The 24,931-nt window shown below is 71.3% G+C and carries 18 protein-coding genes; 3 read left to right on the forward strand and 15 right to left on the reverse strand.

From position 1 onward, the window contains the following. Nucleotides 1–135: 135 nt before the first annotated feature. The 4 genes from BA175_RS11720 to BA175_RS11735 all read right to left on the reverse strand — a co-directional run bounded on the left by BA175_RS11720 (nt 136) and on the right by BA175_RS11735 (nt 4,808). Nucleotides 136–1,032: an ABC transporter permease gene (locus tag BA175_RS11720; RefSeq protein WP_069171229.1), complete on the reverse strand. Its 897-nt coding sequence runs from the start codon at nt 1,030–1,032 to the stop codon at nt 136–138. Then, nucleotides 1,019–2,011, reverse strand: a complete 993-nt coding sequence (locus tag BA175_RS11725) for an ABC transporter ATP-binding protein (protein WP_069171230.1) — start codon at nt 2,009–2,011, stop codon at nt 1,019–1,021. The genes BA175_RS11720 and BA175_RS11725 overlap by 14 nt, the downstream gene beginning before the upstream one ends. Nucleotides 2,012–2,109: 98 nt before the next feature. Further along, a complete protein-coding gene (locus BA175_RS11730) occupies nt 2,110–3,339 on the reverse strand; it encodes a LolA family protein (RefSeq protein ID WP_069171231.1) in 1,230 nt (409 codons plus the stop codon). A 458-nt stretch (nt 3,340–3,797) separates the two neighbouring features. Then, a complete protein-coding gene (locus tag BA175_RS11735; protein ID WP_069171232.1) occupies nt 3,798–4,808 on the reverse strand; it encodes a polyprenyl synthetase family protein in 1,011 nt (336 codons plus the stop codon). Between the two features lie 310 nt (nt 4,809–5,118). Here BA175_RS11735 and BA175_RS11740 point away from each other — a divergent pair, with 310 nt between their 5' ends. The 3 genes from BA175_RS11740 to BA175_RS11750 all read left to right on the forward strand — a co-directional run bounded on the left by BA175_RS11740 (nt 5,119) and on the right by BA175_RS11750 (nt 9,726). Beyond that, nucleotides 5,119–7,113, forward strand: a complete 1,995-nt coding sequence (locus tag BA175_RS11740; RefSeq protein ID WP_069171233.1) for a CocE/NonD family hydrolase — start codon at nt 5,119–5,121, stop codon at nt 7,111–7,113. Between the two features lie 136 nt (nt 7,114–7,249). Then, entirely contained in the window at nt 7,250–8,479 is a 1,230-nt protein-coding gene (gene fahA, locus BA175_RS11745; RefSeq protein WP_069171234.1) for a fumarylacetoacetase, read from the forward strand. 638 nt (nt 8,480–9,117) lie between these two features. Beyond that, a complete protein-coding gene (locus BA175_RS11750) occupies nt 9,118–9,726 on the forward strand; it encodes a Uma2 family endonuclease (RefSeq protein WP_069172063.1) in 609 nt (202 codons plus the stop codon). A 29-nt stretch (nt 9,727–9,755) separates the two neighbouring features. Here BA175_RS11750 and recQ read toward each other — a convergent pair whose 3' ends face one another. From recQ to nuoE, 11 genes are all read right to left on the reverse strand, one after another. After that, nucleotides 9,756–11,723 carry a DNA helicase RecQ gene (recQ, locus tag BA175_RS11755; protein WP_069171235.1) on the reverse strand — a complete coding sequence of 656 codons (1,968 nt, stop codon included), beginning with the start codon at nt 11,721–11,723 and terminating at the stop codon, nt 9,756–9,758. A 141-nt stretch (nt 11,724–11,864) separates the two neighbouring features. Further along, on the reverse strand, nt 11,865–13,529 hold the full coding sequence (gene nuoN / locus BA175_RS11760) for an NADH-quinone oxidoreductase subunit NuoN (protein WP_175420803.1): 1,665 nt from the start codon (nt 13,527–13,529) through the stop codon (nt 11,865–11,867). After that, complete coding sequence (locus BA175_RS11765; RefSeq protein ID WP_069171237.1) at nt 13,526–15,136, reverse strand: NADH-quinone oxidoreductase subunit M; 1,611 nt, start codon at nt 15,134–15,136, stop codon at nt 13,526–13,528. Before BA175_RS11765 ends, nuoN begins: the two co-directional genes overlap by 4 nt. 4 nt (nt 15,137–15,140) lie before the next feature. Continuing rightward, entirely contained in the window at nt 15,141–17,087 is a 1,947-nt protein-coding gene (gene nuoL, locus BA175_RS11770; RefSeq protein WP_069171238.1) for an NADH-quinone oxidoreductase subunit L, read from the reverse strand. A gap of 12 nt (nt 17,088–17,099) precedes the next feature. Then, nucleotides 17,100–17,399, reverse strand: a complete 300-nt coding sequence (gene nuoK, locus BA175_RS11775) for an NADH-quinone oxidoreductase subunit NuoK (RefSeq protein WP_069171239.1) — start codon at nt 17,397–17,399, stop codon at nt 17,100–17,102. Then, on the reverse strand, nt 17,396–18,229 hold the full coding sequence (locus BA175_RS11780) for an NADH-quinone oxidoreductase subunit J (protein ID WP_069171240.1): 834 nt from the start codon (nt 18,227–18,229) through the stop codon (nt 17,396–17,398). The genes nuoK and BA175_RS11780 overlap by 4 nt, the downstream gene beginning before the upstream one ends. Then, a complete protein-coding gene (gene nuoI, locus BA175_RS11785) occupies nt 18,226–18,822 on the reverse strand; it encodes an NADH-quinone oxidoreductase subunit NuoI (protein WP_069171241.1) in 597 nt (198 codons plus the stop codon). The genes BA175_RS11780 and nuoI overlap by 4 nt, the downstream gene beginning before the upstream one ends. Then, nucleotides 18,815–20,218: an NADH-quinone oxidoreductase subunit NuoH gene (gene nuoH / locus BA175_RS11790; protein WP_069171242.1), complete on the reverse strand. Its 1,404-nt coding sequence runs from the start codon at nt 20,216–20,218 to the stop codon at nt 18,815–18,817. The genes nuoI and nuoH overlap by 8 nt, the downstream gene beginning before the upstream one ends. Then, complete coding sequence (locus tag BA175_RS11795) at nt 20,215–22,722, reverse strand: NADH-quinone oxidoreductase subunit G (RefSeq protein ID WP_069171243.1); 2,508 nt, start codon at nt 22,720–22,722, stop codon at nt 20,215–20,217. The genes nuoH and BA175_RS11795 overlap by 4 nt, the downstream gene beginning before the upstream one ends. Further along, entirely contained in the window at nt 22,719–24,086 is a 1,368-nt protein-coding gene (nuoF, locus tag BA175_RS11800) for an NADH-quinone oxidoreductase subunit NuoF (protein ID WP_175420804.1), read from the reverse strand. The genes BA175_RS11795 and nuoF overlap by 4 nt, the downstream gene beginning before the upstream one ends. Continuing rightward, entirely contained in the window at nt 24,083–24,907 is an 825-nt protein-coding gene (nuoE, locus tag BA175_RS11805; protein WP_069171245.1) for an NADH-quinone oxidoreductase subunit NuoE, read from the reverse strand. The genes nuoF and nuoE overlap by 4 nt, the downstream gene beginning before the upstream one ends. Between the last annotated feature and the right edge of the window lie 24 nt (nt 24,908–24,931).

Here is a 24,931-nt window from a genome sequence, read left to right on the forward strand (position 1 = left end):
GACGGGGCAGAAACGGAACGTACCGTGTCGTGTGCGTTCCGGGCCTCACACCGTTCGTGCCGTTCGTGCCGCGACGAGCCGATCGGGGGACGGCTCGACCGGCCGACGGCGCGGACCGGCCACGGCGGCCCGTTCTCACGCGGTGATGTCCTTGGCCGTGAAGCGCGCCCAGGCCGCCGAGCCGAACACCGCCACGTACACCGCCTGCAGCCCCAGATCGCTGACGATGCCGTCCCAGTAGAGCGGGTCGCGGAGCAGGTCCGCGAAGGACAGCCAGTAGTGCGGGAAGAGATACGGGTGGATCGCGTCCAGCTGCGGCATCGTGTCCAGGATCTGCACGGTGATCAGTACCCCGACGGTGGCGGCCATCGCGGCGATCCCGCTGTTGGTGAGCGTCGAGACGAACAGGCCGAGCGCGGCGAACCCCGTGAGGGAGACCGCCACCGCCACGGCGATCAGCCCGGCCCGCAGCAGACCTTCGCCGAGACCGATCCGGGTCCCCGAGATCGTGGTGACCTCCCCGACGGGGAAGAGCAGGGCCCCCACCGCGAGCGCCGACACGGCCACGACCAGGGTCGCCACCAGGCAGAACGCAAGCACCGCGGCGTACTTGGCGAGAAGCAGCCTGGCCCGGCCCGCCGGGGCGACCAGTAGGTAGCGCAGGGTCCCGCCGCCCGCCTCACCGGCCACGGAGTCCCCCGCCACCACGCCGACCGCCATGGGCAGGAAGACGGGGAGCGTCGCCGAGAGTGCCGCGAAGACCAGGAAGAGCCCGTTGCCGGCGACCTGGGCGAGGAAGGCGGGGCCGTGGGGGCCGTCCGGGCCCGCCGACGAGCCGTCACCCGTCTCGATCCGCACGGCGACCCCGACGAGCACGGGGACGGCGGCCAGCACCCCGAGGAGGACGAGGGTGCGTCCGCGGCGCAGGGTGGTGGTCAGTTCGGAGCGGAGGATCCCGAACGTCCACAGGGCTCGGCGCGGTGCTCCGGGTACGCCGTCCGCGACGGCCGTGGTGAGGTCAGCCCGCGACATCGAAACCCTCTCCGGTGAGTGCGAGGAACGCGTCCTCCAGCGAGGCCCGTTCGACGCCGAAGGACCGTACGCGGACGCCGCCGTGCACCAGGGCCGCGCTGAGGTCCGCCGGCTCCACGTCCCCGGGTGGGGCGTCCGCGCTCACCCGGTCCCCGTCGGCCAGGAGCCCGGTCAGCCCGTGCTCCTCCAGGATGCGGACGGCGTGTTCCGGGTCGGGGGTGGTGACCGCGAGCCTGCCGCGGGCCCTCGCCGCGAGATCGGCGACCGGCCCCTGGACGAGGAGCCTGCCGCGCGCCATCACCGCCGCGTGGGTGCAGACCTGCTCGATCTCGTCGAGGAGGTGGGACGAGAGGAAGACCGTGGTGCCCTCGGCCGCCAGCTCCCGGACGAGTGCGCGGATCTCCCGCATCCCCTGCGGGTCGAGGCCGTTGGTCGGTTCGTCCAGGACGAGCAGCCTGCGCGGCCGGAGCAGCGCGGCGGCGAGACCGAGGCGCTGCTTCATCCCGAGGGAGTAGGCCCTGGCCTTCTTGCCCGCGGCGGCGGCGAGGCCGACCCGGTCGAGGGCGTCGTCGACGCGGGCGCCGCGGGTCCGCGGATCGGCCGAGGGGTCGGCGCGGTCGTAGCGCAGGAGGTTGTCGCGGCCGCTCAGGAACCCGTACGCCGCCGGTCCCTCGATCAGGGCGCCGACGTGCGGGAGGACCGCGCGGGCGGCGGCCGGCATGGGCCGGCCGAGGACGCGGACACTGCCGGCGGTCGGGTCGATGAGGCCCAGGAGCATCCGGATCGTGGTGGTCTTCCCGGAGCCGTTGGGCCCGAGGAAGCCGAAGACGCTGCCGTCCGGGACGCCGAGGTCGAGCCCGTCGACGGCCACCTGGCCGCCCCGGTAGCGCTTGGTGAGGCCGCGGGTCTCGATCACGGGACCCCGTTCCGGCCGCCGGGCCGGCTCCGCCGCCACCGCCCGGGCCGCTGTGTCCCTCATGGCCACTCCCGTTCCTTCCGCCGTGTACGGGCGGTGCCGCCACGACCACGCCGCCCCGCCGTACGGAGCGTACGGCGGGGCGGCGCGGACCGTGCGTCCTACTTGGCGGTGTCGGCCGCCTTCACGAGCGCGTCCTTGGTGACCGCGCCGACGTACACCCTGCCGTCGTCCGTCATCAGCGCGTTGACCAGGCGGGTCGAGAAGACCGTGCCGGAGCCGAAGTCGCCGGTGACCTTGTCGCCGAGCGCGTCCAGGAACTGCTGCGCCTGGGCGGGCATCTCCCCGGACCCCTCGGCCGGGAGACCCGCGCCGCCCGGGATCTTGATCTCGGCGACCGCGTTCCAGCCCTCGCCGATGACGTCGAGCCCCTTGAAGTCCTCCAGGGCGCCGAGGTCCTGCGGCGCCCGGTCCGCCGAGCCCTGCTTCCCGGCCTCGGCCTCCAGCTCGCCGGCCTCGGTCACCTCGGCGCCCTTGGGCGGGGTGAAGGAGAAGGAGGACGCGTCGGGCTTCGCGAAGTCGACCTTGGTGAAGGCGGCGTCGACCGCGGCCTTGCCACCGCTGCTCGGCGCCAGGGTGAACTTCAGCGGTACCCCGGTCGAGGCGTCGACCGCGATCCGGACGGATCCGATCGTCGAACCGGACTGCTTCGGCTTGATCAGCAGCTGGTACGCGTCGCGGCCCGCCACCTGGGCCGTGCCGTCGACCGTGACCGACGTGGTGTCGCCGGCCGCCGCGAGGGCCTCCTCGGCGAGCTCCGCGGGCGTGGCCGGCATCCCCTCGGGCGCCGTGTGCTTCCCGGCCTTCCCGCCGGCCTCCTCGGACCGCGCGTGGTAGACCTCGTTGCTCCCGCTGTCGTACGCCCAGACGTCGTTCCCGTTGTGGACGACGCTGTACTCGGAGCCCTCGCCGAGGATCGACAGGCGCTGCCGGTCGGGGCCGTCGGCCGCCACCCGGAGCGTGTGCGTACCGGACGCGAGCTCCATGAGCTTCGCCTCGGGGTCGGCGCTCGACGTACTGCCGCTCCCCCCGCCTCCCGGCGCGAAGGAGCCCGCGAGCCCGCCGAGGGACGGGATGCCGAGGTCGGTACTGATCTTCACCGTGCCGGAGATCTGCTGCTGATCCGACGCGGCGATCTTCGCGACGAGTTGCTGCGCCGTGATCTTCGGCAGCTCCGGGTCGCCGGAGTCCGCGAGCGCCGGGACGAGTCCGATCGTCGCCGCCGCCACCCCCGCCACCGCTACGGGGACGATGTAGCGTGCCGCCCGCCGGCGGCCCACGACGGTGCCCGTGGCGTCGCCGGTGGTCTCCGCGCTGTCGTTCGATGCCATGTGTGCCCTACCTCCGTGGTCGGCGGCTGCCATCCCGTTGCACTCGTCCACCCCTCGCCGCCCTTCTCACCCGATGTGGTCAGGAGTGGTTGTTCTCCATCTGACCAAATCGGGGGGCGGCAAGCGTCACCCCCGGGGAGCAACTGCGGCTACCTCTCCGGGATGACACCGGGTCCGAGCCCCTAAGGGCTGTCCCGCACTTCCCGGTGGATCGGCGTGCGGCGTCGGATGCGGGGCATCGCACGGCGGAGGGACGTTCGCACACTGGATGTAGGGGACGTTCCGACAAAGCGGCGAGATGCCGTAGCTGTCGTCGCGCGCCCGCCGGGAATCGCGGGACAGCCCTCGGGGGGTGCTCCGGCACCGCGTGTGCCGGGGCGACACGACGCGTGTGCGTGCCGGGCGTCGCCGGGCGGACAGGACTCGGGAATCACACCCGGGGCACGGCGCACACGGTGTCAGCCCGCGCGGTGCACCACGGCGTCGCACAGCTCTTCGAGCGCGGCCTTCGCGTAACCCTCGGGCAGCGGCGCCAGGGTGGCCCTCGCCTCCTGGGCGTAACGGACGGTGTCCCGGCGCGCCTGCTCCAGCGCGGGGTGGGCGCGGAGGCCGTCCAGCGCCCGGGCGAGCCGGTCGTCGTCGGCGAGGTCGCCGTCCAGGAGCTCCACGAGCTCCAGGTCCTCCGGCTTGCCGCCGGCCGCCGCCTGCGCGCGCAGGTGGAGAACGGGGAGCGTCGGGATGCCCTCCCGCAGGTCGGTGCCGGGGGTCTTGCCGGACTCGTGGGAGTCGGAGGCGATGTCCAGTACGTCGTCGGCGAGCTGGAAGGCGATGCCGAGCCGTTCCCCGTACTGGGTGAGGATGTCGACGACCGATTCGTCGGCCCCCGCCATCATGGCGCCGAACCGCCCGGAGACGGCGACCAGCGAGCCGGTCTTGCCGCCCAGCACGTCCATGTAGTGGTCGACCGGGTCGCGGCCGTCGCGCGGGCCCGCCGTCTCCATGATCTGGCCGGTGACCAGCCGTTCGAACGCCTCGGCCTGGACGCGCACGGCCTCGGGGCCGAGGTCGGCCAGGATGTGCGAGGCGCGGGCGAAGAGGAAGTCACCCGTCAGGACGGCGACGGAGTTTCCCCAGCGGGTGTTGGCGCTGTCCACCCCGCGGCGCACGTCCGCCTCGTCCATCACGTCGTCGTGGTACAGCGTCGCCAGGTGTGTCAGTTCCACGACCACGGCCGCGGGCACGATCCCCGGCGCGCCGGGGTCCCCGAACCGGGACGCCAGCATCACCAGCAGCGGACGGAAACGCTTGCCGCCCGCGCTGACGAGGTGCTGTGCGGCTTCCGTGATGAACGGGACATCGCTTTTCGTGGCGTCCAGCAGCCCCGCCTCGACAGCGGCCAAACCGGCCTGGACATCGGCCTCAAGAGCCTGGTCCCGCACGCGCAGTCCGAACGGCCCGACGACGGTCACGAGGGGATCTCCTGTCTGCTGACGATCACACGGAATGTCGATGTGTCGCTGTCTTCACCCAAGCCAGCGTATCCGGTCCCCTTTGGATCACCGTGGGCGCCTTCCCGCCACCGCCGGTATGTTCGGGATCAGCTCATACGATCAGGAGTTGCCGCTTCGTCCCCCAGGGCGATCCGCGCCGATCCGGTACGGCCGCCACCGAGGACGACCAGGCCTGCGACGGCGCTGTCGCGGTGGTGTCCGCTGCGGCCGTCACCTCCGCCGCTTGCCGGCCCAGGCGCGCCACGCACCCGTCCACCGAGGTACCGCCATGCAGATCCGCACCGCGTTCCCGTACGAGACGACCCACGAGGACCTCCACATCCCCCTGTCGGACGGCACCCGGCTGTACGCCCGGATCTGGCGGCCGGTCACCGACGACCCCGTACCGGCCCTGCTGGAGTACCTGCCCTTCCGGCTGAGCGACCGGACGGCACCACGCGACCGGCAGCGCCACCCCTGGTACGCGGGCCACGGCTACGCCTCCGTACGGGTGGACGTACGCGGCCACGGCAACAGCGAGGGGGTGCCGGGCGACGCGTGCGACGCGACCGAGCTGGCCGACGGGGTCGCCGTCGTGCACTGGCTCGCACGGCAGGAGTGGTGCTCCGGCCGGGTCGGCATGTTCGGCATCTCCTGGGGCGGTCTCAACTCGCTGCAGATCGCCGCGCTCGCCCCGGAGCCCCTGAAGGCGGTCGTCGCCGTCTGCTCGTCCGACGACCGCTACGACAACGACGGACACTACCTGGGCGGCTCCGTCCTCGGCGTCGACATGCACGCCCGGGCCGCCGCCATGCTGGCCTTCGCCTCCCGTCCCCCCGACCCGGCGGACGTCGGCGACGGCTGGAAGGACATGTGGCTGAGGCGGCTGGAGGCGGTGGAGCCGCTGATCCACACCTGGCTGGCGCACCAGACCCGGGACGCCTACTGGAAACAGGGCAGCGTCCGCGAGGACTACGGCGCCGTCGAGGCCGCCGTGCTGGCGGTGGGCGGCTGGCACGACCCCTACCGCGACACCGTCCTGCGGCTCGTCGAGCACCTGGACCCCTCGAAGGTGCGCGGGCTGATCGGCCCGTGGTCGCACCAGTACCCGGACCGCGGGCTGCCTCCGGGGCCCGCGATCGGCTTCCTGCAGGAGACGCTGCGCTGGTGGGACCAGCACCTCAAGGACCAGGACACCGGGGTGATGAACGAGCCGCTGCTGCGGTCCTGGATGAGCGGGTCGTACCGTCCGGCCACGGTCCACGGGACGCTGCCCGGACGCTGGGTCGGTGACGCGGCCTGGCCGTCGGCGAACGTCACCCCCATGGCCTACGCCCTCCAGGGCGGTCCGCGGATCGTCCGGTCGCCGCAGCAGACGGGGCTGGACGCGGGACGCTTCCTGCCGTCCGGCAACGAGGCCGACCTGCCTCCCGACCAGCGCGACGAGGACGCCAAGTCGGTGTGTTTCGAGTTCCCCGTCGAAGGCGCGCCGATCGAGATCCTCGGCAGACCGCGGGTGACGCTCCGCATCCGGATGGACGTGCCGCGCGGCCAGGCCGTCGCCCGGCTCTGCGACGTGGCCCCCGACGGTGCGTCGACCCTGGTGACCCGCGGGGCCCTCAACCTGTCGGCCCGGCACGGGCGCGACCGGTCCGACGAATGGCCCGCCGGGGAGACCGAGGACGTGCCCTTCGAGCTCAACGCCATCGGGCACACCTTCCCCCGTGGCCACCGGATCAGGCTGGCCGTCTCGTCGGCGTACTGGCCGTGGATCTGGCCGCAGGCGGACTCGGCGGGTTTCACCCTCGAGGCGGACGGAAGTCTCGTCGAGCTCCCGGTGCGCCGGCACACCGAGGACCCGGGCATCACCTTCGGCGCACCGGAGCAGGCGGAACCGCTCGGTGTCGCCGTCCCCGCCACGCTCGACGGGCAGCGTCCGGAGCGCCTGGTGGTCAGGGACGTCGCCGAGGGCGAGTGGCGTCTGGAGGTCGATCCGCGCCCCGGTGGCACGCGCGTCCACCCGGACGGGCTCGAGTACACCGAGGACGCGCTGGACACGTACACGATCCGGGAGGACGACCCGCTGTCGGCGCGGGCGCGTTCGGACTGGAAGATCCGGCTGCACCGGCCGGACGTGGCCTGGGACGTCCGGATCGAGACCCGTTCGGAGACCGGTGCGGACGACCACGACTTCCTCACGTCGAACGAGGTGGTCTGCAGGGACGGCGACGAGATCGTCTTCCACCGGACCTGGGAGAAGCGGATCCCGCGGACGGCGGGCTGAGGACGGGCCGGAGGCGTGCCCCGTGGAGGAGTACCACGTAACTTTCCGGGCATTACGCCTACTTGAGCCCTGCCGCCGGCCGGTACGTCCGACGTAACGTGTCCCCCAAGCGACCTGGAAAGCGAGGCAGCAACAGATGCCCGAGCAGAGCAGCCCGCTCGATCTGGCCGAGGGAGATCCCTTCGGTCCGCACAACCTTCCGTACGGCGTGTTCTCCACCCCGGGACACCCGCACGAGCGCAGGGTCGGGGTCCGCGTCGGCGGCCATGTGCTGGACGCCGGAGCGGCCGCCCACGCGCTGGGTTCGCCGTACGCCCGGCTGCTGGACCAGCCCAGCCTGACGCCGCTCCTCGCGGCGGGACGCACCGCGTGGCGGGACGTCCGGCGGGCGCTCACCGCCTGGGTGACCGTGCCGGCCCACCGGACGGACCTGGAGCCCCTCCTGCACCCCCTGGGCTCGGTGACGCTGCACCTGCCGTACGAGGTGGCGGACTATGTCGACTTCTACGCCAGCGAGCACCACGCCACGAACGTCGGCCGGATCTTCCGGCCGGACGGCGCGGCTCTCACGCCCAACTGGAAGCACCTGCCGATCGGTTATCACGGGCGCGCGGGCACGGTCGTCGTCTCCGGTACGGACGTCGTGCGCCCCTGCGGCCAGCGCAAGGCGCCCACCGATCCCGCCCCGGTCTTCGGCCCGTCGGTGAAGCTGGACATCGAGGCCGAGGTCGGCTTCGTCGTCGGGGTCCCCTCCGCGCAGGGGTCCTCCGTCGCGCTCGGCGACTTCCGGGACCACGTCTTCGGGCTCAGCCTGCTCAACGACTGGTCGGCGCGTGACATCCAGGCCTGGGAGTACGTGCCGCTCGGCCCCTTCCTCGGCAAGTCCTTCGCCACCTCCGTATCGGCGTGGGTCACCCCGCTGGAAGCCCTCGACGCGGCTCGTACGGCGCCGCCCTCCCGTGACGTCGGCCTGCTGCCCTACCTCGACGACGCGGACGAGGAGGAGCCGGGCGGTTTCGACATCCGGATCTCGGTGGCGATCAACGGCCAGGCGGTGTCCGAGCCCCCGTTCGCCTCCATGTACTGGACGGCGGCCCAGCAGCTGGCCCAGATGACGGTGAACGGCGCCTCGCTGCGCACCGGCGATCTGTACGGCTCCGGCACGGTCAGCGGCGCGGAGCCCGGGGAGCGCGGCTCCCTGCTCGAGCTCACGTGGAACGGCCGGGACCCGCTGGAGCTGGCCGAGGGCAAGCGGACGTTCCTGGAGGACGGCGACACGGTCACCCTGACCGCCTGGGCCCCCGGGCCGCACGGCACGCGGGTCGGGCTCGGCGAGGTCACGGGACGGATCGTTCCTGCGCCGTGAGCCCGGACGCCCTCCCGCCGGCCGGCGTACGCCGTGGCGGGGGCGGCTCCGGGCGGGGGTGGCCGGGCGCGACGACGGCGCCCTGCCCGGCGCACCCGGATTCCGCGGGGCGGATCCGGGTTCCGCGGGCACCCCGCCGTCCGGGTCCCCGGGCGACCCGGACGGGGATGTGTGCACGCGGGAAGGGAGCTAGGGCGTGTGTCGAAAGTAGCGCCGTCTGCCCGAAGGGCAGGCTCGGCGGTGTCCGGTGCGTGCGATCGCAAGGCGGAGGGTCGCCTCGATACTGGATGTATCGGGGCGATCCCGACAACGCGGCGAGTGTGCGTGCCGGACACCGCCGGGCAGGCGGGACTTTCGATACACGCCCTAGTGCCGCGGCAGGCAACGTTTGCCCGTCAAGGAGCGGCGTCGGGTGCGTGCTCTCGGCGTGCCGGCCGGAAGTCCTTGTACTGGACGTACTTGGGCTTTCGGCCGGTGCGGCGAGAGTGCGTGCCGGGCGTCGCGACGGGGCGAACGTTGCCTGTTGCGGCACTAGCGGTCAACGACGCGTGAGTCGCTTGCACGTGCGGGTGGGCTTGATCCGGTTGTCGGCGGATACGCTGGACGGACCCGCGAGACTCCTTCGTATGGGAGCACTGATGAGCATCGAATCCGAGGCCCCCGAGCCGAGGTGGGCGGTCCCGCCCGCGGGCGGCTGGACCGCCGATGACCTGGACACGCTTCCGAATCTGCCTCCGCATACGGAGCTGATCGACGGGAGCCTGGTTTTCGTGAGTCCGCAGACCGTATTTCACGAGCGTGCGATCGACTACCTGAAGTGGCAGCTGCAGTCGCTCGCTCCGCTCGACCTCGAGGTCTTTCGCGAGTTCACCATCGATGTCGACTTCCAGAACCGGCCCGAACCCGATGTCGTCGTCGTGCGCGCGGAGGCGGTCGAGAGTCTGCGGCAGACACGGTTCCCCGCGAGCAGTGTGCTGCTGGCGATCGAGGTCGTGTCCGACGAGTCCGTCACCCGTGACCGGGAGACCAAGCCCGTGAAGTACGCGAGGGCCAGGATCCCGCACTTCTGGCGGGTGGAGAACCAGGATGGCCGAGCCGTCGTCTACGTCTTCGAGCTGGAGCCCGCGACCGGGGCGTACACGTCGACGGGGATCTTCCACGACCGGCTGAAGGTCTCCACCCCCTTTCCCGTCGACCTCGACCTGAACGCCATCGTGACCCGGCGCCGGGCGGCGGACCCGCGGTAGGCCCGCCCGAGAGCCTCCGGCCGCCCGGCTCACTCGTACGCGGGCGGCTCCTCGTCCCAGCCGAACTCCGGGTCCTCCTCCGGGACCGCGGTCCGGGCGGCCGGCACCGGTGCGACCGCAGCCTCGGGCGCCGCGGCGGGTGCCGTGTCCGCCCGCTCCGCCGCCAGCACCTCCAGCACTCCCTCGCCGTACGTCGCCAGCTTCTTCTCGCCGAGTCCGCTGACCCCGCCGAGCTCCGCCAGTGAACCGGGCCGCAGCGCGGCGATCTCCCGCAGCGTCGCGTCGTGGAAGATCACGTAGGCCGGGAGGCCCAGCTCCTTGGCCTGGGCGGCCCGCCAGGACCGCAGCGCCTCGAAGACGGGGACGGCCTCCGCCGGAAGGTCGGCCGCCGCGGTGGCGGACCTGGCCTTGCGCTCGCCACGGCCCGACGAGCGGGTCGTCGGCTTCTTCGGCTCCTTGCGGAGCAGCACCTCGCGCTCCCTCCCGAGGACGGAGCCGCTCTCCTCGGTGAGCACCAGCGTGCCGTACTCGCCCTCGACGGCGAGCAGCCCCTGGGCGAGCAGCTGGCGCACCACACCCCGCCACTCGGCCTCGGACAGCTCCTCGCCGATGCCGAAGACCGAGAGCTGATCGTGGTCGAACTGGATGGTCTTCGCGGTCTTGCGGCCCAGCAGGATGTCGATGACCTGTCCCGCGCCGAACTTCTGGTTCCGCTCCCGCTTCAGCCGGACGACGGTGGACAGCAGCTTTTGGGCGACCACCGTGCCGTCCCAGGTCTCCGGCGGGGTCAGGCAGGTGTCGCAGTTGCCGCAGCTCTCGGCGCCGGGCTCCTGGCCGAAGTACCGCAGGAGCTGGCCGCGGCGGCATCGCACCGTCTCGCAGAGCGCCAGCATCGAGTCCAGGTGCGAGGCGGCCCGACGCCGGAAGGCCTCGTCCCCCTCGCCGCCCTGGATCAGTTTGCGCTGCTGGACGACGTCCTGGAGGCCGTAGGCCATCCACGCCGTGGAGGGCGCGCCGTCGCGGCCCGCGCGGCCCGTCTCCTGGTAGTAGCCCTCGACGGACTTGGGGAGGTCGAGGTGGGCGACGAAGCGGACGTCGGGCTTGTCGATGCCCATGCCGAAGGCGATGGTCGCGACGACGACCAGGCCCTCCTCGCGGAGGAAGCGCGACTGGTGGGCGGCGCGCGTCCCGGCATCGAGACCCGCGTGGTAGGGCACGGCCTCGATGCCGTGCCGGCAGAGGTACTCGGCGGTCTTCTCCGTCGAGTTGCGCGAGAGGCAGTAGACGATGCCCGCGTCCCCGGCGTGCTCCTCCTGGAGGAAGGTCAGCAGCTGCTTCTTCGGGTCGGATTTCGGTACGACGCGGTACTGGATGTTGGGCCGGTCGAAGCCGGCGACGAAATGCCGGGCGTCGGGCATGCCGAGGCGCCGGGTGATCTCCTGGTGCGTGGCCTCGGTGGCCGTGGCCGTGAGCGCGATGCGCGGGACGTCCGGCCAGCGCTCGCCCAGAACGGACAGGGCCAGGTAGTCGGGCCGGAAGTCGTGACCCCACTGGGCGACGCAGTGGGCCTCGTCGATGGCGAAGACGGAGATCTCACCCCGCGCCAGCAGGGCGAGGGTGGAGTCCAGCCGCAGGCGCTCCGGGGCGAGGTACAGCAGGTCGAGCTCGCCTGCCAGGAACTGGGCCTCCATCGAGCGGCGCTCGTCGAAGTCCTGCGTGCTGTTCATGAAGCCGGCGCGGACCCCGAGCGCCCGCAGGGCGTCCACCTGGTCCTGCATGAGGGCGATCAGGGGGGAGACCACCACGCCCGTACCGGGCCTGGCCAGGGCGGGGATCTGGTAGCAGAGCGACTTGCCGCCGCCGGTGGGCATGAGGACGACGGCGTCTCCTCCGGCGGTCACATGGTCGATGACCGCGCCCTGCTCGCCGCGGAACGCCTCGTACCCGAACACTCGGTGCAGGATCTGCTGCGCAGCGCTCCCGGTCGTCGCACTCATCGTTCCGCCCGTTCCGTTCCGTCCCGCACCCGTTCCCCACCCGTCCACAGCAACCATAGGCGCCGCCTACGACAGCGCCGGACGGGCCCGGCTTCCCGGGCCCGTCCGGCGCGTGTGCGGCGCTGCGTCCCGCGGTCGGCGCTACCGCACGAAGACACCCGCCTGGCCCGCGAGATCCAGGAAGTACTGGGGGGCGAGGCCCAGGACGAGGGTGACGGCGACGCCGACCGCGATCGTGGTCATCGTGAGCGGGGACGGGACGGCGACCGTGGGACCGTCCGCCCTGGGCTCGCTGAAGAACATCAGGACGATGACCCGGATGTAGAAGAACGCGGCGATGGCCGAGGAGATCACACCGACCACGACGAGGCCGGCCGCGCCGCCGTCGGCCGCCGCCTTGAAGACGGCGAACTTGCCGGAGAAGCCCGAGGTGAGCGGGATACCGGCGAAGGACAGCAGGAAGACCGCGAAGACCGCGGCGGTCAGCGGGGAGCGTCGGCCCAGCCCGGCCCACTTCGACAGGTGCGTCGCCTCCCCGCCCGCGTCGCGCACCAGGGTGACGACGGCGAAGGCGCCGACGGTCACGAAGGAGTAGACGCCGAGGTAGAAGAGGACCGACGAGACGCCGTCGGGGCTGGCCGCGATCACACCGGCGAGGATGAAGCCCGCGTGTGCGATCGAGGAGTACGCCAGCAGCCGCTTGATGTCGGTCTGGGTGATCGCGACGACCGCGCCGCCCAGCATCGTGACGACCGCGACCCCGTACATGACGGGGCGCAGGTCCCAGGTGAGGCCGGGCAGCACCACGTAGAGCAGGCGGAGCAGGGCCCCGAAGGCGGCGACCTTGGTCGCCGCGGCCATGAAACCGGTGACCGGGGTGGGAGCGCCCTGGTAGACGTCCGGGGTCCACATGTGGAACGGGACCGCGCCGACCTTGAACAGGAGGCCCATGAGGATCATCGCCCCGCCGATCAGCAGGAGCGCGTCGTTGCCCATGGTGTCGGCCAGTGCCGGGTCGATCTGCTGGACGGTGCCGTCGACCACGTCGGCGATACCCGCGTACGAGACGGTGCCCGCGTAGCCGTAGAGCAGCGCGATCCCGAAGAGGAGGAACGCCGAGGAGAACGAGCCGAGCAGGAAGTACTTCACCGCGGACTCCTGTGACATCAGCCGCTTGCGGCGGGCGATGGCGCAGAGGAGGTAGAGCGGGAGGGAGAAGACCTCCAGGGCGACGAAGAGGGTCAGCAGGTCGTTGGCGGCGGGGAAGACGAGCATGCCCGCCACGGAGAAGAGGACCAGCGGGAAGACCTCGGTGGTGGTGAAGCCGGCCCTGACCGCCGCCTTCTCGCTGTCGCTGCCGGGGACCGACCCCGCCTGGGCGGCGAAGGAGTCCACGCGGTTCCCGTGCGAGGCCGGGTCCAGGCGCCGCTCGGCGAACGTGAAGACCGCGACCATCGAGACGAGCAGGACGGTGCCCTGCAGGAACAGGGCCGGTCCGTCGACCGCCACGGCGCCCATCGCGGCGATGTGCGCGTTCTTCGTGGCGTACCCGTCGGCGGCGAGGCCCACCACGGCGGCGAACGCGGCGGCCAGGGCGACCACCGTCAGGAACACCTGGGTGGTGTACCGGGCCCGGCGCGGTACGAAGGCCTCCACCAGGACGCCGAGGACGGCGACGCCCACCACGATCAGGACGGGGGCCAGTTGGGCGTACTCGATGGTGGGCGCGGTGAACCTGTCGCCCGGAGCGGCCGAGGTCACCCCGCCCGCCGTCGTCCACAGGCTGTGGACAGCTGTTGCGCTCACTTGGCGGCCTCCACCTCGGGCTGGGGGTCCTTCTTCTGTACGTCGTGCATGGTGTGCTGCACCGCCGGGTTCACGACCTCGGTGAGGGGCTTCGGGAAGACGCCCAGGAAGATCAGCAGGGCGATCAGCGGCAGGGCCACCGCCAGCTCACGGACCCTGAGGTCGGGCATTCCCCCGACCTCCTGCCTGACCGGCCCCGTCATCGTCCGCTGGTAGAGGACCAGGACGTAGAGGGCGGCGAGGACGATGCCCACGGTGGCGATGACGCCCGCCGCCGGGTAGGCGCTGAAGGTGCCCACCAGGACGAGGAACTCGCTGACGAACGGGGCGAGTCCGGGCAGCGAGAGCGTGGCCAGACCTCCGACGAGGAAGGTTCCCGCCAGCACGGGCGCCACCTTCTGCACCCCGCCGTAGTCGGCGATGAGCCGCGAGCCCCGCCGGGTGATCAGGAATCCGGCGACCAGCATCAGCGCCGCCGTCGAGATCCCGTGGTTGACCATGTAGAGCGTGGCCCCGGACTGGCCCTGACTCGTCATCGCGAAGATGCCGAGCACGATGAAGCCGAAGTGCGAGATCGACGCGTAGGCGATGAGCCGCTTGATGTCACGCTGACCGACGGCGAGCAGCGCCCCGTAGACGATGGAGATCAGGGCCAGCACGAGGATCACCGGCGTCGCCCACTTGCTGGCCTCGGGGAACAGCTGGAGGCAGAAGCGGAGCATCGCGAAGGTGCCGACCTTGTCGACGACCGCCGTGATCAGGACGGCCACCGGGGTGGTCGCCTCTCCCATGGCGTTGGGCAGCCAGGTGTGCAGCGGCCACAGCGGGGCCTTCACCGCGAAGGCGAAGAAGAACCCGAGGAACAGCCAGCGCTCGGTGCCGGTCCCCATGTCCAGTGAGCCGTCGGCGCGTGCGGCGGCGATCTCGGAGAGCGAGAAGCTCCCCGCGACGACGTAGAGACCGATGACGGCGGCCAGCATGATGAGGCCGCCGGCCAGGTTGTAGAGGAGGAACTTCACGGCCGCGTAGCTGCGCTGCGCCGCCGCGTTCTCGTCGCTGCCGGCGTGCGCACGGTCCCCGAAGCCGCCGATGAGGAAGTACATCGGGATGAGCATGGCTTCGAAGAGGATGTAGAAGAGGAAGACGTCGGTGGCCACGAAGGAGAGGATCACCATCGCTTCCACCATGAGGATCAGGGCGAAGAAGCCCTGGGTGGGACGCCAGTGGTACGGGGAGGTCTTCTCGGGACCTCCCCCGCTCGAATCGAGCCGCGCGCCGGGGGCAGGGTCGGCGTCGTGCCAGCCGGCCAGGATGACGAAGGGGATCAGCAGCGCGGTGAGCGCGAGGAGCGCCACCCCGATGCCGTCGACGCCCAGTTCGTACCGGACGCCGAAGTCCTTGATCCAGGCGTGCGACTCGGTCAGCTGGTAGCGGTCGCCGCCGGGTTCGAAGCGGGCGAACACGATGCCGGCCAGGACGAGCGTGGCCAGCGAGAGGGCCAGTGCGAGCCACTTGGCCGCGGCGCGCCGTGCGGCCGGGACGGCGGCGGTGGCGATCGCGCCGACCGCCGGGAGTACCGCCGTCGCTGTCAGGAGGGGAAACGACATGGGATCAGACCGCCCTCATCAGCAGGGTGGCGGCGATGAGGACCACCGCACCGCCGAACATCGAGACCGCGTAGGAGCGGGCGTAGCCGTTCTGCAGGGTGCGCAGCCGGCCGGACAGCCCGCCCATGGAAGCGGCCGTGCCGTTGACGACACCGTCGACCAGGGTGTGGTCGACGTAGACCAGGGAGCGGGTGAGGTGTTCGCCGCCGCGGACCAGGACCACGTGGTTGAAGTCGTCCTGGAGCAGGTCCCGGCGGGCCGCCCTGGTGAGCAGCGAACCGCGCGGGGCGACGGCGGGTACGGGCCTGCGCCCGTACATGGCCCAGGCGATGGCGACGCCGACGACGAGCACCACCATGGTGGCGGCGGTGACGGTGGTCGCGCTGACGGGGGCGTGGCCGTGGTCGTGTCCGGTGACGGGCTCCAGCCAGTGCAGGAACCGGTCGCCGATGGAGAAGAAGCCGCCCGCGAAGACCGACCCGAAGGCGAGCACGATCATCGGCACCGTCATCGACCGGGGTGACTCGTGGGGGTGCGGCTCGCTGTGATCGCCGCCCGTCTCGGCGGCGGGCTCCACGTCCGGCTCGGCCGGTGACGGTGTCGCCGCGTGGCGCCAGCGCTCCTCGCCGAAGAAGGTCAGCAGCATCACGCGCGTCATGTAGAAGGCGGTGATCGCGGCGCCCAGGAGGGCGACCGAGCCGAGGATCCAGCCCTCGGTACCGCCCTTGGCGAACGCGGCCTCGATGATCTTGTCCTTGGAGAAGAAGCCGGACAGGCCGGGGAAGCCGATGATCGCGAGGTAGCCGAGGCCGAACGTCACGAAGGTGACCGGCATGTACTTCCGCAGACCGCCGTACTTCCGCATGTCGACCTCGTCGTTCATGCCGTGCATGACCGAACCGGCGCCGAGGAAGAGACCGGCCTTGAAGAAGCCGTGCGTCACCAGGTGCATGATCGCGAAGACGTATCCGACGGGGCCGAGGCCCGCGGCCAGGATCATGTAGCCGATCTGCGACATCGTCGAGCCCGCGAGGGCCTTCTTGATGTCGTCCTTGGCACAACCGACGATCGCACCGAAGAGCAGCGTGACGGCGCCGACGACCACCACGGCCAGCTGCGCGTCCGGCGCGCCGTCGAAGATCGCGCCGGAGCGGACGATGAGGTAGACGCCCGCGGTCACCATGGTGGCGGCGTGGATGAGGGCCGAGACGGGCGTCGGGCCCTCCATCGCGTCGCCGAGCCAGGACTGCAGCGGCACCTGGGCCGACTTGCCGCAGGCGGCCAGGAGCAGCATCAGGCCGATCGCCGTGAGCTTGCCCTCGCTCGTCTCCCCGGTCGACCCGAGCACCGGGCCGAAGGCGAAGGTGCCGAACGTGGTGAACATCAGCATGATCGCGATGGACAGGCCCATGTCGCCGACCCGGTTGACCAGGAAGGCCTTCTTGGCGGCGGTGGCCGCGCTGGGCTTGTGCTGCCAGAAGCCGATGAGCAGGTACGACGCCAGACCGACGCCCTCCCACCCGACGTACAGCAGGAGGTAGTTGTCGGCGATGACCAGGAGGAGCATCGCCGCGAGGAAGAGGTTCAGGTAGCCGAAGAAGCGGCGGCGCCGCTCGTCGTGCTCCATGTAGCCGATCGAGTAGATGTGGATGAGCGTGCCCACGCCGGTGATCAGCAGGACGAACGTCATCGACAACTGGTCGAGCTGGAAGGCCACGTCCGCCTGGAAGCCCTCGACGGGGATCCAGCTGAACAGCCTCTGGTGCAGGGTGCGGTCCTCGGCGCCCCTGCCCAGCATGTCGGTGAACAGCACGACGCCGACGACGAAGGACGCGCCGGCGAGCAGGGTGCCGATCCAGTGGCCGGTCCGGTCGAGGCGCCGGCCGCCGCACAGGAGGACCGCGGCTCCGAGGAGGGGCGCCGCGATCAGCAGCGCGATCAGGTTTTCCACGACTGCGACCCCTTACAGCTTCATCAGGCTGGCGTCGTCGACCGAGGCCGAGTGGCGTGAGCGGAACAGCGACACGATGATCGCGAGCCCGACGACGACCTCCGCGGCGGCGACGACCATCGTGAAGAACGCGATGATCTGGCCGTCGAGGTTGCCGTGCATCCGGGAGAACGCGACGAACGCGAGGTTGCAGGCGTTGAGCATCAGCTCGATGCACATGAACACCACGATCGCGTTTCGCCTGATCAGCACACCGGAGGCGCCGATCGTGAACAAAAGGGCCGCGAGGTAGAGGTAGTTGACCGGATTCACTTGGCGACCTCCTCCTCTTCTTCGTGGTCACGGCCCAGCCGCTCCTGGGAGCGCTGTTCCAGCGCCCTGAGGTCGGCGAGCGATTCGTCCGACACGTCGCGGATCTGGCCGCGCCGGCGCAGTGTCTGCATGACGGTGAGCTCGGAGGCGGTGCCGTCCGGGAGCAGGCCCGCGATGTCCACGGCGTTGTGCCGTGCGTAGACGCCGGGGGCGGGCAGCGGCGGCAGGTGGCTGCTGCGGACCCGCTCCTTCGACATCTCCCGCTGGGTCTTCGCCCTTTCCGTGCGTTCCCGGTGGGTGAGCAGCATCGCGCCGACGGTCGCCGTGATGAGCAGGGCGCCGGTGATCTCGAACGCGAAGACGTACTTGGTGAAGATGAGGTTGGCGAGGCCCTCGACGTTTCCGCCGTGCCGGGCGTTCGCCGCGCCGAGGCCGTTGAAGCTCCGCAGTGAGGCCTGCCCGATGCCGGCGATCAGGAGGATGCCGAAGCCGAGTCCGCAGGCGGCGGCCAGCCAGCGCTGGCCCTTGAGGGTCTCCTTGAGGGAGTCCGCCGCCGTGACACCGACGAGCATGACGACGAAGAGGAACAGCATCATGATCGCGCCGGTGTAGACGACGATCTGGACGATGCCCAGGAAGTAGGCGCCGTTGGCGAGGTAGAAGACCGCCAGCACGATCATGGTGCCGGCGAGCGACAGGGCGCTGTGCACCGCTTTCCTCATGAGGACCGTGGAGAGCGCGCCGATCACGGCGACGGTGCCGAGCAGCCAGAACTGCACGGCCTCGCCGGTCGAGGTGGCGGAGGCCGCGGCGGCCAGGGAGGCGCTCATGCGTCGACCTCCTTGTCCGCCTCTTCCTCGGAGACGGCCCGCTGGCGCTCCGTACCCGGCGCGGCCTCCGTGACCAGGCCCCGGTAGTAGTCCTGTTCGTCCATGCCGGGGTAGATCGCGTGCGGGCTGTCCACCATGCCTTCCTCGAGCCCGGCGAGCAGCTCGTCCTTGGTGTAGATGAGGCTCTCGCGGGTGGTGTTGGCGAGCTCGAACTCGTTCGTCATGGTCAGCGCGCGGGTGGGGCACGCCTCGATGCAGAGCCCGCACAGGATGCAGCGTGCGTAGTTGATCTGGTAGACGCGGCCGTAGCGCTCACCCGGGGAGTACCGCTCCTCGTCGGTGTTGTCCGCGCCCTCCACGTAGATCGCGTCCGCGGGACACGCCCAGGCGCAGAGCTCGCACCCGACGCACTTCTCCAGGCCGTCCGGATGGCGGTTGAGCTGGTGACGGCCGTGGAAGCGCGGTGCCGTCACCTTCTGTGTCTCCGGGTACTGCTCGGTCAGCCGCTTCCTGAACATGGCCTTGAAGGTCACGCCGAAGCCGGCGACCGGATTCATGAACCTGTCCCCTGAGGGCTCCGATGACTCAGACACCGTCAGCCTCCTTTCCGTTGACCGCGGAGTCGTCACTCTGAGTGTCCGGCCCGCCACTGGCGACGAGCTCGCGCTCGCGTCGCGGCGTGCGGCGCGGCACCGGCGGCAGGGTCTGGCCGGGCAGCGGCGGCACCGGGAATCCGCCCGCCATCGGGTCGAACTCCGGTTCCGGGCCGGCCGGCTCCTCGCCGGACCTGTTCCGGCGGTCGCGGAAGAAGTCGGCGACGAACGAGATGAGCAGCACGGCGATGACGGCCCCCGCGACGTACAGCAGGATCCTCGAGAAGTCGTACCCCTCGTTGCGCAGCGCCCTGACCGTGGCGACCAGCATCAGCCAGACCACGGAGACCGGGATGAGCACCTTCCAGCCGAGCTTCATCAGCTGGTCGTAGCGGACCCGGGGCAGTGTGCCGCGCAGCCAGATGAAGAAGAAGAGGAGCAACTGCACCTTGACGACGAACCAGAGCATCGGCCACCAGCCGTGGTTCGCGCCCTCCCAGAAGGTGCTGACCGGGTACGGTGCCCGCCAGCCGCCCAGGAAGAGGGTCACGGAGACCGCGGAGACGGTGACCATGTTGACGTACTCGGCGAGCATGAACATCGCGAACTTGATGGACGAGTACTCGGTGTTGAACCCGCCGACCAGGTCGCCCTCGGACTCCGGCATGTCGAACGGGGCACGGTTGGTCTCGCCGACCATCGTGACGACGTAGATGATGAAGGAGACCGGGAGCAGGATGATGAACCAGCGGTCCTGCTGCGCGGCGACGATCTCGGAGGTCGACATCGACCCGGAGTAGAGGAACACCGAGGCGAACGCGGCGCCCATCGCGATCTCGTAGCTGATCATCTGGGCGCAGGAGCGCAGACCGCCCAGCAGCGGGTACGTCGAGCCGGAGGACCAGCCCGCCAGCACGATGCCGTAGATGCCGACGGAGGCGACCGCGAGGATGTACAGCATCGCGATCGGCAGGTCGGTCAGCTGCATCGTCGTACGCTGGCCGAAGATCGACACCTCGTTGCCGGCCGGGCCGAAGGGGATCACCGCGATCGCCATGAAGGCGGGTGCGGCGGCCACGATCGGGGCCAGGACGTAGACGACCTTGTCGGCCCGCCTGACGACGACGTCCTCCTTGAGCATCAGTTTGACGCCGTCGGCGAGCGACTGGAGCATGCCCCAGGGGCCGTGCCGGTTGGGGCCGATGCGCAGCTGCATCCAGGCGACGACCTTGCGCTCCCACACGATGGAGAAGAGCACGGTCACCATCAGGAACGCGAAGCAGAACACCGCCTTGAGGGCGACGAGCCACCACGGGTCCGTCCCGAACATCGAGAGGTCCTCGGCGGCCAGGACGGTGCCTCGGGGCGCCGCGGCGAGTTGGGCGAGGCCGGTCACTCTCCTACCTCCGATGTCACGACGTGGGAGCCGGGTGCGGCGGGACCGATCCGCACCGGACGGCCGGGCTGGGCGCCGGTGTCGGCGGGAACGCCCCGGCCGACGGAGTTGAGGGGCACCCAGACCACCCGGTCCGGCATGTCGGTCACTTCGAGCGGGAGTTCGGTGGTGCCGGCGGGGCCGGTGACGGCGAGCAGATCGCCGTCCTTCACCCCCGCCTCGGCCGCGGTGGCGGCGGAGAGCCGGGCGACGGCCGCGTGCCGGGTGGCGGCCAGCGCCTCGTCGCCCTCCTGCAGCCTGCCCCGGTCGAGCAGCATCCGGTGACCCGCGAGGACCGCCTCCCCGTCGCCGGGCCGGGGCACCGGGCGGGAGGTGGCGTGCGGGCCGTCGGCGTACGGCCCCGGTCGGCCGCCGAGGCGGTCGAGCTCGCGGCGGGCCGCCCTCAGGTCGGGGAGTGCGAGGTGCACGTCCAGCGCGTCGGCCAGCATGTGCAGGACCCGCGCGTCGGTCGGGCAGAGCGTACGGGGAAGCTGCTCGGGCTTCAGCGCGGCCTCGAACATGCGGGAGCGGCCCTCCCAGTTGAGGAAGGTGCCGGGCTTCTCGGCGACGGCGGCGACGGGAAGGACCACGTCGGCGCGCTCGGTGACCAGGCCCGGCCGCAGTTCCAGCGAGACCAGGAACCCGACCTCGTCCAGCGCCTCCAGGGCCCGTGCCGGATCGGGCAGGTCCTCGGGGTCGACGCCGGCGACCAGGAGTGCGGCCAGTTCGCCGGTGGCGGCGGCCTCCAGGATCTGGCCGGTGTCCCGTCCGAAGCGGGTCGGGAGCTGGGCGACGCCCCAGACGGAGGCCACCTCCTGCCTGGCCCGCGGATCGGTCGCCGGCCGGCCGCCCGGCAGCAGCGACGGGAGTGCGCCCGCCTCCACCGCGCCGCGTTCGCCGGCCCGCCGCGGGATCCACACCAGCGCGGCGCCGGTCGCCGCGGCGGTGCGTACGACGGCGGTCAGCGCGCCGGGCACCCCGGCGAGTCGCTCGCCCACCACGATCACGGCGCCCTCGCCGCGCAGCGCCTGAGCGGCGACGGCTCCGTCGCCCTCCAGTCCGACACCGCCCGCGAGCGCGTCCAGCCACTCCGTCTCGGTACCGGGTGCGGCGGGGAGCAGGGTGCCGCCCGCCTTCTCCAGGCCGCGGGTGGCGTACGAGGCGAGGGCGAAGGTCCGCTGCGCGTGCTTGCGGTGGGCCTTGCGCAGCCGCAGGAAGACGCCGGGGGCCTCCTCCTCCGACTCGAAGCCGGCCAGCAGCACCGCCGGGGCCTTCTCCAGCGAGGTGTAGGTGACTCCGCTGCCGTCCAGGTCCCGTCCGCGCCCGGCCACCCGGGCCGCCAGGAAGTCGGCTTCCTCACCGCTGTGCACGCGGGCCCGGAAGTCGATGTCGTTGGTGTCGAGGGCGATCCGCGCGAACTTGCTGTACGCGTAGGCGTCCTCGACGGTCAGCCGGCCGCCGGTGAGCACACCGGCCCTGCCGCGGGCCGCCGAGAGACCGGCCGCCGCGGCCGCCAGTGCCTCGGGCCAGCTCGCCGCCTCCAGGACGCCCTCCGCGTTGCGGACGAGCGGGGTGGTGAGCCGGTCGCGCTGCTGGGCGTAGCGGAAGCCGAAGCGGCCCTTGTCGCAGAGCCACTCCTCGTTGACCTCCGGGTCGTTGAGGGCGAGCCGCCGCATGACCTTGCCGCGCCGGTGGTCGGTACGGGTGGCGCAGCCGCCCGCGCAGTGCTCGCACACGGACGGCGTCGACACGAGGTCGAAGGGCCGGGAGCGGAACCGGTACGCGGCCGAGGTGAGCGCGCCGACGGGGCAGATCTGGATGGTGTTGCCGGAGAAGTACGACTCGAAGGGGTCGCCCTGCCCGGTGCCGACCTGCTGGAGGGCGCCGCGCTCGATGAGCTCGATCATCGGGTCGCCCGCCACCTGGTTGGAGAACCGGGTGCACCGCGCGCAGAGCACGCAGCGCTCGCGGTCCAGCAGCACCTGGGGGGAGATCGGGACGGGCTTCTCGAAGGTGCGCTTCTTCCCGTCGAAGCGGGAGTCGGCGCCGCCGTGCGACATGGCCTGGTTCTGCAGGGGGCACTCGCCGCCCTTGTCGCAGACCGGGCAGTCCAGCGGGTGGTTGATGAGCAGGAGCTCCATCACCCCCTTCTGCGCCTTCTCCGCGACGGGCGAGGTGATCTGCGACTTCACGACCATGCCGTCGGTGCACGTGATGGTGCAGGACGCCATCGGCTTGCGCTGGCCCTCCACCTCGACGATGCACTGCCGGCAGGCGCCGGCCGGGTCGAGGAGCGGGTGGTCGCAGAAGCGCGGGATCTCGATGCCGAGGAGTTCGGCGGCCCGGATGACCAGGGTGCCCTTGGGCACGCTGATCTCGATGCCGTCGATCGTGAGCGTGACCAGGTCCTCGGGCGGGATGGCCGCCTCGCCGCCCCCGGAGGGCGCACTCGTGGTGACTGTCATGCGTTCACCCCCCGGTGAGCGTTCTTGTCGTCGGCCCAGACGGTCGACTTGGCGGGATCGAAGGGGCAGCCCTGGCCGGTGATGTGCTGCTCGTACTCCTCGCGGAAGTACGTCAGCGAGGAGAAGATCGGCGCGGCGGCACCGTCGCCCAGGGCGCAGAAGGACTTGCCGTTGATGTTGTCGGCGATGTCGTTGAGCTTGTCGAGGTCGGACATCTGCCCCTTGCCGGCCTCGATGTCGCGCAGGAGCTGGACGAGCCAGTAGGTCCCCTCACGGCAGGGTGTGCACTTTCCGCAGGACTCGTGGGCGTAGAACTCGGTCCAGCGGGTGACGGCCCGCACCACACAGGTGGTCTCGTCGAAGCACTGCAGGGCCTTGGTGCCGAGCATGGAGCCGGCGGCGCCCACGCCCTCGTAGTCGAGGGGGACGTCGAGGTGCTCGTCGGTGAACATCGGGGTGGAGGAGCCCCCGGGGGTCCAGAACTTCAGACGGTGCCCGGGCCGCATGCCGCCGCTCATGTCGAGCAGCTGGCGCAGGGTGATGCCGAGCGGTGCCTCGTACTGGCCGGGTCCGGCGACGTGGCCGCTCAGCGAGTACAGCGTGAAGCCGGGAGACTTCTCGCTGCCCATCGACGTGAACCACTCCTTGCCCTTGTGCAGGATCGCGGGAACCGAGGCGATGGACTCGACGTTGTTCACCACGGTGGGGCAGGCGTACAGACCGGCGACGGCGGGGAAGGGGGGCCGCAGTCTCGGCTGGCCGCGCCGTCCTTCGAGCGAGTCGAGCAGCGCGGTCTCCTCCCCGCAGATGTACGCACCGGCACCCGCGTGCACCGTGAGTTCGAGGTCGAGCCCGGACCCCAGGATGTCGGTCCCCAGGTAACCCGCCTCGTAGGCCTCACGCACGGCCTCGTGCAGCCGCCGCAGGACGGGGACGACTTCGCCGCGCAGGTAGATGAAGGCGTGCGAGGAGCGGATCGCGTAGCAGGCGATCACGATGCCCTCGATGAGACTGTGCGGGTTGGCGAAGAGGAGCGGGATGTCCTTGCAGGTCCCGGGCTCCGACTCGTCGGCGTTGACGACGAGGTAGTGCGGCTTGCCGTCGCCCTGCGGGATGAACTGCCACTTCATCCCGGTGGGGAAGCCTGCGCCTCCGCGTCCGCGCAGACCGGATTCCTTGACGTAGGCGATGAGGTCGTCGGGCGCCATCGCGAGGGCCTTGCGCAGTCCCTCGTACCCGTCGTGGCGGAGGTAGGTGTCCAGGGTCCAGGACTCCGGCTCGTCCCAGAAGGCGGACAGTACGGGAGCCAGGAGCTTCTCCGGGCTGGTCCCGTCCTGGCCGATCTCGGCTGCCAAGGTCATCACTCCCCCTCCTCGGCTGCGGGCCCGGCCGGGTGCTCCGGATCGGAGGCCGAGGTGTGCTGCGGTGCGTCGTGCGAGCTCAGGTGCTCGGACGGGGACGGTTCGTGCGGCGGTGTGTCCCGGGGCGCCTCGCCCCGCGGGCCGACCACCCGTGCCTGCGACGCGCCCTCGCCCTTGGCGAGCTTCAGCCCGGCCAGGGAGGCGGGGCCCGCCCCGCCGCTCGCCTCGACGGCGCCGGGGCGCGTGTCGGGGAAGCCGGCCAGGATGCGGGCCGTCTCCTTGTACGTGCACAGAGGGGCGCCGCGGGTGGGTTCGACGGTCCGTCCGGCGATCAGGTCGTCGACGAGCCGTGTCGCGCTCTCGGGCGTCTGGTTGTCGAAGAACTCCCAGTTCACCATCACGACGGGCGCGAAGTCGCAGGCCGCGTTGCACTCGATGTGTTCGAGGGTGACCTTGCCGTCGGCGGTCGTCTCGTCGTTGCCGACGCCCAGGTGCTCCTTGAGCCGGTCGAAGATGGCGTCGCCGCCCATGACCGCGCACAGGGTGTTGGTGCAGACCCCGACCTGGTAGTCGCCGCTCGGCCGGCGCCGGTACATCGTGTAGAAGGTGGCGACCGCGGTGACCTCGGCGGTGGTGAGGCCGAGGAGTTCGGCGCAGAACGCCATGCCCGTCCGGGAGACGTATCCCTCCTCGGACTGCACCAGATGGAGCAGGGGCAGCAGCGCGGAGCGGCTGCCGGGGTAGCGGGCGATCACCTCCTTCGCGTCGGCCTCGAGCCGGGCGCGCACCTCGGCCGGGTAGGCGGGGGCGGGGAGCTGCGGCATCCCCAGGCTGACTTCTCGGTTGGC

It is taken from the genome of Streptomyces griseus, from assembly GCF_001715295.1.
Lineage (GTDB): Bacteria > Actinomycetota > Actinomycetes > Streptomycetales > Streptomycetaceae > Streptomyces > Streptomyces griseus_G.